The sequence below is a fragment of the Enterococcus canintestini genome, assembly GCF_001885735.1.
In the GTDB taxonomy this organism is placed as follows: Bacteria; Bacillota; Bacilli; order Lactobacillales; family Enterococcaceae; genus Enterococcus_C; species Enterococcus_C canintestini.
Window position 1 is genome coordinate 1 of record NZ_JXKG01000003.1, and the last position, 12,843, is coordinate 12,843.

13 protein-coding genes are annotated in these 12,843 nt (G+C 38.7%); 3 read left to right on the forward strand and 10 right to left on the reverse strand.

What is annotated here, in order from left to right:
* Nucleotides 1-67: 67 nt before the first annotated feature.
* The 3 genes from rpiA (at nucleotide 68) to RU96_RS02860 (ending at nucleotide 2,583) form a co-directional block, all read left to right on the forward strand.
* Entirely contained in the window at nucleotides 68-754 is a 687-nt protein-coding gene (gene rpiA, locus RU96_RS02850; RefSeq protein WP_071864045.1) for a ribose-5-phosphate isomerase RpiA, read from the forward strand.
* A gap of 421 nt (nucleotides 755-1,175) precedes the next feature.
* Nucleotides 1,176-1,760, forward strand: coding sequence for a recombinase family protein (locus RU96_RS02855; protein WP_071864046.1), 585 nt, complete (start codon nucleotides 1,176-1,178; stop codon nucleotides 1,758-1,760).
* 136 nt (nucleotides 1,761-1,896) lie between these two features.
* Nucleotides 1,897-2,583 carry a 2,3-diphosphoglycerate-dependent phosphoglycerate mutase gene (locus tag RU96_RS02860; protein ID WP_071864047.1) on the forward strand — a complete coding sequence of 229 codons (687 nt, stop codon included), beginning with the start codon at nucleotides 1,897-1,899 and terminating at the stop codon, nucleotides 2,581-2,583.
* A 177-nt stretch (nucleotides 2,584-2,760) separates the two neighbouring features.
* Here RU96_RS02860 and RU96_RS02865 read toward each other — a convergent pair whose 3' ends face one another.
* The 10 genes from RU96_RS02865 to RU96_RS02910 form a co-directional block, all read right to left on the reverse strand.
* Nucleotides 2,761-2,991, reverse strand: a complete 231-nt coding sequence (locus RU96_RS02865; protein WP_071864048.1) for a hypothetical protein — start codon at nucleotides 2,989-2,991, stop codon at nucleotides 2,761-2,763.
* Between the two features lie 15 nt (nucleotides 2,992-3,006).
* Nucleotides 3,007-4,191 carry an iron-containing alcohol dehydrogenase gene (locus tag RU96_RS02870; RefSeq protein ID WP_071864049.1) on the reverse strand — a complete coding sequence of 395 codons (1,185 nt, stop codon included), beginning with the start codon at nucleotides 4,189-4,191 and terminating at the stop codon, nucleotides 3,007-3,009.
* A gap of 132 nt (nucleotides 4,192-4,323) precedes the next feature.
* A complete protein-coding gene (gene deoD / locus RU96_RS02875) occupies nucleotides 4,324-5,031 on the reverse strand; it encodes a purine-nucleoside phosphorylase (protein ID WP_071864050.1) in 708 nt (235 codons plus the stop codon).
* 39 nt (nucleotides 5,032-5,070) lie between these two features.
* Complete coding sequence (locus RU96_RS02880; protein ID WP_071864051.1) at nucleotides 5,071-5,889, reverse strand: purine-nucleoside phosphorylase; 819 nt, start codon at nucleotides 5,887-5,889, stop codon at nucleotides 5,071-5,073.
* A 106-nt stretch (nucleotides 5,890-5,995) separates the two neighbouring features.
* Nucleotides 5,996-7,162 (reverse strand): phosphopentomutase, encoded by a 1,167-nt coding sequence (gene deoB / locus RU96_RS02885; RefSeq protein ID WP_071864052.1) that lies wholly within the window; start codon nucleotides 7,160-7,162, stop codon nucleotides 5,996-5,998.
* A gap of 130 nt (nucleotides 7,163-7,292) precedes the next feature.
* Nucleotides 7,293-8,246 (reverse strand): ABC transporter permease, encoded by a 954-nt coding sequence (locus RU96_RS02890; RefSeq protein ID WP_071864053.1) that lies wholly within the window; start codon nucleotides 8,244-8,246, stop codon nucleotides 7,293-7,295.
* Nucleotides 8,246-9,397 (reverse strand): ABC transporter permease, encoded by a 1,152-nt coding sequence (locus RU96_RS02895; protein ID WP_071864054.1) that lies wholly within the window; start codon nucleotides 9,395-9,397, stop codon nucleotides 8,246-8,248. The genes RU96_RS02890 and RU96_RS02895 overlap by 1 nt, the downstream gene beginning before the upstream one ends.
* Nucleotides 9,390-10,952: an ABC transporter ATP-binding protein gene (locus RU96_RS02900; RefSeq protein ID WP_071864193.1), complete on the reverse strand. Its 1,563-nt coding sequence runs from the start codon at nucleotides 10,950-10,952 to the stop codon at nucleotides 9,390-9,392. The genes RU96_RS02895 and RU96_RS02900 overlap by 8 nt, the downstream gene beginning before the upstream one ends.
* 261 nt (nucleotides 10,953-11,213) lie before the next feature.
* Nucleotides 11,214-12,335 carry a BMP family lipoprotein gene (locus tag RU96_RS02905; protein ID WP_071864055.1) on the reverse strand — a complete coding sequence of 374 codons (1,122 nt, stop codon included), beginning with the start codon at nucleotides 12,333-12,335 and terminating at the stop codon, nucleotides 11,214-11,216.
* Between the two features lie 78 nt (nucleotides 12,336-12,413).
* Nucleotides 12,414-12,812, reverse strand: coding sequence for a cytidine deaminase (locus tag RU96_RS02910; protein WP_071864056.1), 399 nt, complete (start codon nucleotides 12,810-12,812; stop codon nucleotides 12,414-12,416).
* Between the last annotated feature and the right edge of the window lie 31 nt (nucleotides 12,813-12,843).

Consider the following 12,843-nt stretch of genomic DNA (forward strand, 5'->3'; position numbering starts at 1 on the left):
TTAGAGCTATGAATTATTCAGGTTAAAATAAACTCAAAATCAGTTTGTAAAGGAGCACGAAATAACGATGGATTTAAAAGAAATGGTCGGAAAAGAAGCTTGCAAACATATAAAAAGCGGGATGACAGTCGGTCTTGGAACTGGTTCAACAGCCTATCATATGGTGGCAGAAGTAGGTCGCATGATAAAAGAAGAAAATTTGACAATTACAGGGGTCACAACTTCCACCCAAACCTTAATCCAAGCTCGTGAGTTGGGAATTCCATTGGCTTCAATTGATGAAGTCGATCACATCGACATCACCATTGATGGCGCAGATGAAGTCGATCCAAACTTTCTGGGAATTAAAGGCGGCGGTGCTGCTCTTTTATATGAAAAAATTGTGGCAACTTATTCAGATAAAGTGATTTGGATTGTCGATGAATCTAAAATGGTACCACAATTAGGCAAGTTTCCCTTACCAGTTGAAGTGATTCCTTTTGGTAGCCAACAAATCTTTAATATTTTAGAAAAACGCGGCTACCGTCCAACTTTCCGCAAAACCAGCGATGGTGAATTTTTACACACGGATAGTGGTAACTATATTATTGATCTTCACCTAGAAGCCATAACAGATCCTCACGCCCTAGCCGAAGAATTAATTCACATGACAGGGGTCGTGGAACATGGTTTGTTTTTAGATATGACAAACTTTGTCATCGTCGGTGAAAAAGAAGGCCCTAAAACACTGCTTAATCCAGCATTAGAAAAATAATTAACCATAGCGGTGTAAAGAGGCGTGACAAAATTTGGTCACGCCTCTTATTTTCGAATAAAGATTGCAGCAGAAGTAGCTTCTATCACAACCTCTTTTTGCAAATCTACGGTGTTAGAATAATAATTTCTTCTTACCTAGGCCAAACATAAGCCAAAATTTTTGAAATTTTAAGCAGCAATTAAAAAAATCCCTTCTTTTTTCTTACAACTGATCACTTGTTCCCACCGCTTTTTTCTCCATCAAGAGTATCTGATCAACAACTTATCTCATCACATCTTTTACCTGCAATTTTTAAGACTATAGATCCTTGTAATTTTCACTCTTTAGTTTTTTTGATTTTTTTGCAAGAAACGGTACCATTTTCACGGAGTTTATGCTACATTTTTCTTAATGAAAATGAAGACTGAGAGGATTTATCATGACAATTTTTGGCTATGCCCGGACAACAATCAACGACAATGATTTAGATTCCCAATTGAAGTCTTTGACTGACTATGGTTGTGCAACAATTTTTCAAGATACTTTTGAACAAAAATATCACGAAGAAAATCATGCGGATTTAGACACTGTGATTGCACAAATGCAACAAGGAGACGCTTTGGTGGTGTCCGATTTGCATCGCTTGGGACGTTCTACGCGTCAATTGACAGAATTAACTAGTTTATTTAAAAAGCGTAACCTTCATTTAGTCAGCTTGACTGAAGGTATCGATACTCGTAGCGAAATGGGCGATATTTACTTTAATTTAATGGAAGGTTTAGCCCAAATGGAATGTGCGCTAATTAAAGAGCGGACCTTAGTCGGCTTAAACAAAGCTCGCCAAAAGGGAAAAATTGGCGGTCGTCCTAAAATTGATATGAAGACCGTCAAAAAAATTCGCCAACTTTATTACGATAAAAAAGAAACAATCCAATTCATTTCTTCCAAGTGTGGTGTATCAGTGGGAACTTGTTATAAATACATTAATTTAGCTCCTGATGAATTGGCAAAAATTACAAATTAAAATGACGCACAGCAGCCTATTCTCACCTGAGAAACAAGTTGCTGTGCCTTTTTTTAGTAGCAAAATGAACCAAAACAGTGTACAATATGGAAGGAATTGAAAATTTCAGAAACCAAATGACAAAGGAGAGTTATTCATGCCAAAATTAGTATTTTCTCGTCACGGTTTGAGCGAATGGAATGCATTAAACCAATTTACTGGTTGGGTTGACGTAGACCTAGCTCCAGAAGGTGTTGAAGAAGCAAAAGAAGGCGGCCGCAAAATTAAAGAAGCCGGCATCGAATTCGATATCGCTTATACTTCTGTATTAAAACGCGCTATCAAAACTTGTAACTATATCTTAGAAGAATCTGACCAATTGTGGGTACCACAAATTAAATCATGGCGCTTAAACGAACGTCATTACGGTGCATTACAAGGTTTGAACAAAAAAGAAACCGCTGAAAAATACGGTGACGAACAAGTTCACATCTGGCGTCGTTCATACGACACATTACCTCCATTATTGGATGCAACTGATCCTGGTTCTGCTGCAAACGATCGTCGTTATGCAATGTTAGACCCTCGTGACGTACCTGGTGGGGAAAACTTAAAAGTTACTTTAGAACGCGCATTACCATTCTGGCAAGATGAAATTGCCCCTGCATTAAAAGACAACAAAACTGTTTTAGTTGCAGCTCATGGTAATTCATTACGCGCTTTGGCAAAACACATTGAAGGAATCTCTGATGATGACATCATGGATCTTGAAATTCCAACTGGCCAACCACTTGTTTATGAATTAAACGACGATTTAACAGTAGCGAAAAAATACTACTTATAATTAGCAATAAAAATAAGGTATGACAAGACTCTTGTCATACCTTATTTTTTTGAATAAACGATGTTTCAAAAGCAACTGCTACTTACATAAGCTAAAATTTCGCAAAAACCTGAGTAGCAGTTTTTCTTAAAATTCCTTCTTACTGCTTGAAGCAGAACACTTCTGTCACAATTACTTTTATTTCAACATGCTAGCAAAATGTGCCATTGCTTCTTTTACTTCTGTTTGATACTCAGGCGCAATTAAAGGCAGCAACTTTTCTCTTACATTCGTAAATTCTTCAGTTGTAAATTCATCAGTGGCTAATTTGGCAAAAGCATCGACTAAAATTGCTTCAATTTGTTCTTCATTTCCTTTAACAGCACGTTCTTTGATGAAGTTTAAAAACATTTCTTGTTCTTTTAACATCGCAATTACTCCTTTTTACAGATAGTTTTGTTCTGTCATGCTCGCTTGATAAATTTTAACAACATCTTCCACTTGTAATGGTACAAAAGCATCGGTGGCAATTTTACTATAAGCTACAGCCTGTTGGGCCATTTCTTCAAATTTACTCTCATCTTTAATCCCAACTTCAGGTAACGTCATTGGAATCTGGCAATCTTTGAAATAATCATAAGTTTTTTGAATCGCCATGCGGGCAGCCATCATCGGTACTGTTTCGGTAATTCCCCATACGTTACGACCGTATTGGGCAAATTGGGGTGCGTTTTCTTCATTTAAAACGTGATGCATCCAACGCGGCGTTAAAATTGCCAAGCCAATCCCGTGAGTAATATCATAAAAAGCACTCAATTCATGCTCCATCGCATGACAAGACCACGTTCCGCCTTTACCACTACCAGTTAAACCATTTAAAGCTAAGGTGCTCGCCCACATCAAGTTAGCCCGGGCATCATAATCATCTGGTGTTTCTAAAGCAATTGGACAATTTTTAGTAACTGTCCGCATTAATCCTTCACTGATGCCATCTTGAACATCGGTTGCTGGTGTATTGTTGAAATAATTTTCAAACAAGTGACTCATAATATCGGCTGAACCAGCAGCTGTTTGATATTTGCTGACACTAAACGTATTTTGAGGATCTAAAAAGGAAACTTTTGGCAATAGATTTTTACCACCCATACCTAATTTTTGGTTGGTTTGCCAGTTAGTAATCACCGCACCGCGATTCATTTCACTACCAGTGGCAGCAAGCGTCAAAATGGTCACAATCGGTAAAGCAGGTCCATCGTAACTTCTTTTTTCAATTACAGCCCACGGTTCCAAATCAGGACTACCATAAACCGCAGCTACCGCTTTGGCACAATCAATCGTTGAACCACCACCAACTGCTAAAATAACATCCACTTCATTTTCAGCACAAAGTTTAGCACCTTTTGCAACTGTTTCAATTCGCGGATTTGGTTCCACACCAGCTAGTTCAATGATAGTAAAATCACGCAACTCTTTTAAAACACGGTCATACAAACCATTTTTCTTAATACTACCACCACCGTAGACTAGTAAAACGGTCTTGCCAAATTCTGTCAAAACAGGCGCTAATTCTTCAAGCCGATCTTTTCCAAAACGAATATCCGTTCCAACTTGAAATGTAAAATTATTCACTGACGTCACTCCCTTAAAAATTAATTGATACTTTTACTTTAACGCGAAGTTTAAATAAAAGAAAGTCCGGGCTCCTCTAACTACAAAAAGAAGAGCCACTAAAGAAAGGTCTTCTTTAATAGCTCTTTTTTCTTAATCTTTAATTGCTGTTTCTAAGCCGACTTCAATCATATCATTAAAGGTTACTTGGCGTTCTTCAGCAGTTGTTTCTTCACCAGTAATCATGTGGTCACTTACCGTGCAAATAGCTAACGCTTTAACGTGGAATTTAGCCGCCAAATAATAAAGTGCTGCTGCTTCCATTTCCACACCTAAGATTCCCATATCAGCTAAGGCAAATGTTTCAGTTAAATCATCTTTATAAAAAGTATCTTCTGATAAAATATTCCCAACGTGAGTCGTAAAACCTTTGGCTTGGGCGATTTCATAAGAATTTTTCAATAGTTCAAAATCAGCAATTGGCGCATAATGAAACGATTGAAAGTTCTTTTGAACAATCGAAGAGCTAGTGGTAGCAGCTTGGGCAATAATTAAATCTCTGACGTGTACATCTTCTGATAAAGCGCCACAAGTTCCTACTCGAATCAATTTTTTCACACCATAAGAGTTGATTAACTCATGGGCATAAATACTCGCAGAAGGCATCCCCATCCCTGTTCCTTGAACAGAAACACGTTCTCCTTTATAAATTCCGGTATAGCCTAACATGCCCCGCACATTATTATAGCAAATGGGATCTTCTAAAAATGTTTCGGCAATATATTTGGCCCGTAACGGATCTCCTGGTAACAAAATTTTATCGGCAATTTCACCGGCTTGTGCTTCAATATGAACGCTCATGAATAACTTCCTTTCTGGGTAAATGTCAGTATAACTTTTTTATAATTGGGCTAATGTTTCTTTTACTAAAGCTTTGAATTCTGCTTTCACACGTTCTGTGGTTTCCACAACTTCTTCGTGGTTCAGATTTTTTTGCATTCCAGCAGCCAGATTAGTGATACAAGATATCCCTAAAACTTTCAAACCACTGTGGGCGGCAACGATTACTTCTGGCACAGTAGACATCCCTACCGCATCTGCTCCTATCGTACGAGCAAAACGAATTTCAGCCGGTGTTTCATAAGTTGGACCAGAAAAGCCCATATATACGCCTTCTTTTAAATGTAACCCAGAAGCTTTGGCTACTTCTTTAGCGACTGTCATATATTCAGGTGTATAAGCTTGGCTCATATCCGGAAAGCGCGGTCCCAATGTATCTTCATTTGGACCAATTAAAGGGTTTGCCCCCATAAAGTTAATGTGGTCAGTAATTAACATTAAATCACCGGGCGCAAATGTTTCATTTACTCCACCACAGGCATTGGTCACAATGACTGAATGCGCATCTAGCGCTTTCATGACCCGCACAGGATAAGTCACTGTTTGCATTGCGTTTCCTTCATAATAATGGAAACGTCCTTGCATCGCTAATACTTTTTTACCGGCCAACTGGCCATAAACTAATTGTCCTGCATGACCGACAACCGTGGAAATGGGAAAATGCGGAATTTCATTATATGGAATGACGACCGGATTTTCGATTTCTTCGGCCAATTCTCCTAAACCAGAACCTAAGATTAAGCCAAATTCAACGTCTTTTACCCCTTGTTCTTTAATAAAATCAGTTGTTTCTTTTAATTGTGCTAAAATCGCTGTCATAAAGACCTCCACTAAATAAAATTTAAATAAGCGGTTTGTTTTCTTACACGCTTAAAATAAGCTAGTTACTAAAAATACGTTTGTTAACTATCACTAAGCAAAAAAACTATTTTAAAGCGGCTAAGAAGCTTTTGCCATTTTCTGTCGCCGGAACCGCAAAGTTTTCTGCAATAGTTGCCGCAATATCCGCATAAAAACCTTGTGGCAAAGCGCCTTGTCCTTGCATTTTTTTACTGTAAGCTAACAATGGTACATATTCTCGTGTATGGTCAGTTCCTGAAAAAGTCGGGTCATTGCCGTGATCAGCGGTAATTAACAACAAATCATCTTCAGCTAGATTGTCTAAAATTTCTGGAATCCGCAAATCAAAATCTTCAATCGCATGAGCATAACCGACAACATCACGACGATGACCATATAATGCGTCAAAATCAACTAAGTTTGTAAAACTTAAACCGGTAAAGTCTTTTTTCATTACCGTTAATAATTGATCGACGCCATCCATATTGCTCTTAGTGCGAATTGCTTCTGTAATCCCTTGACCATTAAAGATATCATTAATTTTACCAACGGCAATTACATCTTTGCCATTATCTTTTAGTGAATCTAATACCGTTTTTCCAAAAGGATCTAAGGCGTAGTCATGACGATTACTAGTGCGGGTGAAATTACCTGGTTCGCCAACATAAGGTCGGGCGATAATGCGGCCAATCATATAAGGTTCATCTTTGGTAATATCCCGGGTAAACTGGCAAATACGATACAATTCTTCTAAAGGAATGATTTCTTCGTGAGCTGCGATTTGTAACACCGGATCAGCTGACGTATAAACAATCAAGTCTCCTGTTTTCATTTGATGTTCGCCGTAATCGTTAATTACTTCTGTCCCAGAATAAGGTTTATTGCAGACGACTTTACGACCAGAAAAATCTTCAATTTGTTTTAATAATTCATCAGGAAAGCCATTAGGAAAAACACGAAAAGGCTTTTTAATATTTAGTCCCATAATTTCCCAGTGGCCTGTCATTGTGTCTTTACCAACAGAAATTTCTTCTAATTTTGTCGCATAGCCTTGGTGATCTTTTTCATCTTTTACACCGGCTAGTGGGCGAATGCTGCCTAAGCCCAATTGTTCTAAATGAGGAATAGTTAAACCAGCTTCTTTAGCAATGTGTCCTAATGTATCGGCACCGACATCACCAAATTTTTCAGCATCTGGCGCTTCACCAATTCCAACTGAATCCATGACGATTAAATGTACACGTTTAAACATTTTATTCCCTACTTTCTATAATTTTAAGTTATCTCTATCTTACTAGATAGTTGCCTTATTTGACAGTTGTAAACAACTAAAAAGGGCAGAACAAAGCAACAATGTCCCTTAGTCCCACCCTTTAAATAAACTATTTTGATTTAATATAATTTGTACCATTAGCTTTAGGGCCAGAAGCTTTCCCTAAGAAGATTACCAAGACTAAAATGGTTAATACATATGGTGCTGCTTGCAAGTAAACCGCTGGAATTGAAGAGATGATTGGCAATTTTGAACCCGCGATACTGATGTTTTGCGCAAAGCCAAAGAATAAAGCTGCCCCCATCGCACCCAGTGGATTCCATTTACCAAAAATCATTGCTGCCATGGAAATGAATCCTTGACCAGCAATTGTAGTTACCGCAAAACGGCCGGAAATAGATTGTGCAAAAACAGCACCACCCATACCGCCAAGAAAACCAGAAATTAATACGCCAGAAAAACGCATAAGATAGACGTTAATTCCTAATGTATCTGCCGCTTGGGGATGTTCCCCGACTGAACGCAGACGCAGGCCAAATTTTGTTTTAAAGATAATAAACCAAGCTAAAACTGCAATTAAAATCGCCACATAAGCTGGTAAAAAAGTATCTTTAAAGAAAATTGGTCCAATGACTGGAATATCTTTTAAGACAGGAAAACTAAAGTAACCTAACGTGCCATTAATGTTATCAGTTTGGCCTTTGCCATAAATAGCTTTAACTAAAAAGACAGCTAAAGCAGGCGCCATTAAGTTCATAACCGTACCAGAAATGATGTGGTCAGCCCGAAAGTTAATTGTTGCTACTGCATGTAAAAGTGCAAAAATAACTCCGGCTAAACCGCCCACTAAAACACCTAACCAAGGTGTCATCGCACCTAATTGATCATACATCTCCAAGTTGAACACGATGGAGGTAAAGGCCCCCATTACCATGATTCCTTCTAATCCCACGTTAACAATCCCGCTACGCTCTGAGAAAACACCACCCAAAGCTGTCAAGATTAAAGGCGTCGAATAAATCAAGGTTTGGGTTAAAATTGAGGCAATCAAATCAATATTCATTAGATTTTCCCTCCTTCTTCATCTTGATCGCTTGGATTAGCTTCCACTTCTTCTACTACCGCAACTTCTTTTTTAGTACCAAAGAATTTTGCCAATACAAAACGGATCACAAAACTAATTCCGACAAAGAAAATAATAATCGCAATATTCACATCGACTAATTCAGATGGAATACCTGCTACCTGCATCCCTTGACCGCCAAGTTTTAAAACACTAAACAATAACGCTGACAATAAAATTCCGACTGAATTACCACTCCCTAATAACGAAACGGCCATCCCGTCAAAACCAATTGATAATGAGGACCCTTGGATAAAGAAGTTTTGGAAGGTTCCTAAGCCTTGAACGACACCACCAAGACCTGCTAAAAAGCCTGAGATTACCATCGAGATAATGATCGTTCGCTTACTACTCATCCCCGCGTATTCTGAAGCAAAAGGATTTAACCCGACTGACCGAATTTCATAGCCTAATGTTGTTTTCTTCATTAAAAAGTAAACGAGAACTAAGAAAATCAAAGCCAGAAAAATCCCCATGTTTAAACGGGAGTGATCGGAAATTTCCGTCAAAAAGTTAGTCCGTAATGAACCGTTTGCCCCAATCATTTTGGTGACACCTTTATTGCTCATCAACTTTTCGTCCATTACATTATTGACGATATGTGTACTGGTATATAACAAAATGTAGTTCATCATAATCGTTACAATAACTTCACTTGTACCAAACAACGCTCGCAATATCCCTGGAATTGCAGCTGCCACTGCCCCAGAAAACGCACCAGCAAGAATCGCTAAAGGTAAAACAACAATTTTGGGCGCATCTGGCATGGCTAAAGCGACCCAAATACTAGCCACCCAGCCACAAAGGGCTTGGCCGGAAAGACCGATATTGAAAAAGCCAGCCGAATTAGCCACTGAAAAGCCTAGCGCGGTAAAAATTAACGGTCCTGCCGTCACAAAAATTTCACCGATATTCCGTGGATTAATGGCACCTGTTTGGGGATTTAAAAAGGCTGTTTTAATCATTTGACTATAACCGGCCATTGGACTAAAACCAAAAGCTGCCATAATGATGCCGCCAATTACAAAACCAAGTAATACAGCGATAATCGGCACCAACATATTTCGAATTTTTTCGGAACGATTATTCAACTGCCTCACCTACTTCCTCAGCTTGTGCTTGTTTGTTTTCTTTAATTAATTCAGCCCGTGCTTCTTCTAAGGAATACCCTGCCATTAATAAACCAAGTTCTTTTTCACTAGTTTCTTTAGGATTAACTTCCCCAACGATTTCACCAGCGTGTAAAACCACGATGCGATCGGAAACATTCAAAATTTCTTCTAATTCAAAACTGACCAATAAGACAGCTTTAAATTTATCCCGTTGTTCAATTAAACGTTTGTGGATAAATTCAATCGCGCCTACGTCTAATCCACGCGTCGGATTGGCAACAATTAGTAGATCCGGATCGCGATCTACTTCTCGTGCGATAATAGCTTTTTGTTGATTCCCACCAGATAATGCTTTAGCAGGTACCAATTCATTTGTGGTTCGTACATCGTATTCTTTAATTAAGTCCCGGGCTTTTTCGTTAATTTCACTATAATTTAAAAAGCCATTTTTGCTTAACGGTTCTTGATAATACGTTTGTAATGCCATATTTTCAGCCAATGTCATCTCTAAGACAAGCCCATATTTATGTCGGTCTTCTGGTACATGACCGACCCCTTTTTCCACGATTTGCCGTGGTTTTTTATTGGTAATATCATCACCATCTAAAAAGACTTTACCACTTTCGACTTTCCGCAATCCTGTTAGTGCTTGAATCAGCTCAGACTGACCATTGCCGTCAATTCCGGCAATCCCTAAAACTTCTCCTGCCCGCACTTGTAAGCTTAAGTTTTTCACCGCTTCTAAACCACGGCTTTCTTTTACAACTAGATTTTCAACTGACAAAATAACTTCTTGCGGATTGGCATCTTTTTTCACTGTTTTAAACGAAACAGCACGTCCTACCATCATATCGGCTAATTCTTGACTGGTCACATCTTTAACTGCCACCGTGCCAATTCCTTTACCACGTCTAATGACGGTACATTGATCGGCAACTTTTTTGATTTCATCCAATTTATGAGTAATTAAAATAATGGATTTACCTTCTTTAACTAACCCATGCATGATAGCGATCAACTCATCAATTTCTTGAGGCGTTAAAACGGCTGTCGGTTCGTCAAAAATCAACACTTCGGCACCACGATACAAAGTTTTTAAAATTTCTACCCGTTGTTGCATTCCGACTGAAATATCCCGCACATAGGCATCCGGATCAACAGCTAAACCATATTGTTCAGAAACCCGCATGATTTCTTCCCGGGCTTTTTTCCGATTAATGACGCCGCCTTTTGTCGGTTCACTACCCAATATGATATTTTCAGTTACAGTAAAAGCATCCACTAACATAAAGTGCTGATACACCATACCGATACCTAATTTATTGGCAGCAGTTGGGCTTGTAATGTTCACTTTTTGCCCCTTCATAAAAATATCGCCAGAAGTAGGCTCTAATAATCCGGACAAAACATTCATCAAGGTTGACTTACCGGCACCATTTTCTCCTAAGAGAGCGTGAATTTCTCCTGGTTTGACCCGTAGATTGATATCGTCATTGGCTTTGAAATCGCCAAAAGCTTTGGTGATATGTCGCATCTCAATGACATATTTCTCTTCTTGTGCCAAATTTTTTCACATCCTTACTTTTTGTCTTGCGCAACTTGTAAAATGAAATACGTTATCTATAAATGCAAAAATTTTTGCGGCATTACCGCCAGGAAATTGCTTTCCTTAAAACTAAGTTTGGCTTACTTTACCGTTTTTTTACGTAAATTTAAGCCAGTCAAACTCACTATTAAAGAAATCAATTGAAAAATCAGGTCTTGTCCGTCAAACAGACAAGACCTGAAAAATTAATTATTTAACATCTTTTGGTGTTTCAGGAACTTCAACTTTACCGTCAGCAACTTCAGTTTTCACTTCGTTAATTGCATTTTTAGCATCGTCTGATAAGAAACCTTCTGTTAAATCAACACCGCCGTCTTTAAGACCATATACTAAGTGTTCGCCACCAGGGAATTTGTCTTCTAAAGCACGGTTAGAAATATCTTGTACTGCTGCACCGACACCTTTAAGGGTAGAAGCTAGTGTACAGTTGTCTTCTTTACCATCAGCAGTTTCAAATTTACCTTCTGCTTCTTGGTCACTATCTACACCGATAACCCAAACTTTGTTGTCTTTTAATTCTGCTTCAGTTGATTTTTTGTTTAATTCTTTTGCTTCAGAGAAGACACCGGCACCAGTACCACCAGAAGCGTGGAAGATTACGTCTACGCCATCACGGTACATTGCTGCTGCTAAAGCTTTCCCTTTAGCGGCATCGTTAAATGAAGCTGCATATTCGTTTTCAATTGTAATTTCTTTGTTTAATTTTTTCGCTGCATCTTTAACACCTTGTGTAAAACCAGCATCAAAACGGTCGATTACGGCACCTTCTTCACCACCGATAAAACCAACTTTATTAGTTTTTGTTGTGTAAGCTGCTGCGTAACCTGCTAAATATGAAGCTTCATTATCTTTAAAAGTTGCAGAAGCGACGTTGTTTTTGCCATCAATAACGCTGTCGATGATAACAAAATTAGTATCAGGATTTTGATCTGCCGCTTGGCTGATTGCATCTGTTAATAAGTAACCTACACCAAAGACAGTTTTAAAACCATTTGAAACAGCAGTGTCAATGTTTGTTGTGTATTGTGACGCATCATCTGATTGGAAGTAGTTAAAACCGCCCACGCCTTTTTCCAACTTGTGTTCTTTACCCCAAGCTTGTAAACCTTCCCAAGCAGATTGGTTGAAAGAACGGTCATCAATCCCGCCAATATCTGTTACGATTGCTGCACTGTGTTTTGGATCTTTGCCTTCGTCTGAACCGCCACCTGTGCTATCAGTGCTGTTGCTACCGCCGCTACCGCAGGCACCCAACAACATGATTGATGCTAACGCAACTGTTGCTAGACCAAATAATTTTGCTTTTTTCATTTCTGTAAAGCCCCCTAAAAGTAAGTTTTTTTCAACAGCCCGAATGACTGAATGAACATAGTTAGCGACTAGTCAAAACTAGTCAAAATCTTTGTCAGTAAAAGAATATGGTAATAATTCTCCTACTGTCATCTCTTTTGTCACACCGTTTTTACCCACTAATGTAACAGGCATATCCGGCGGGCAAAATTCTGCCATCACTTGGCGACAAGCGCCACATGGTGAAATGGGTTCTGGCGTATTTCCAGCTACCACTAAATGACTAAATCCTCTTTCGCCTTCAGAAACTGCTTTAAAAAAAGCGGTCCGCTCGGCGCAATTGGCTAGCCCATAAGAAGCATTTTCAATATTTAGCCCTTGATAAACTTTGCCTTGTTTTGTAACTAAACAAGCCCCCACAGGAAAATGAGAATAAGGCACATAGGCTTTTGTTAGCGCATCTGTAGCCACTTCAATCCATTCTTCTTTTGCTTTCATTTTTTCACCTGACCTTAATTATAGATCTCAG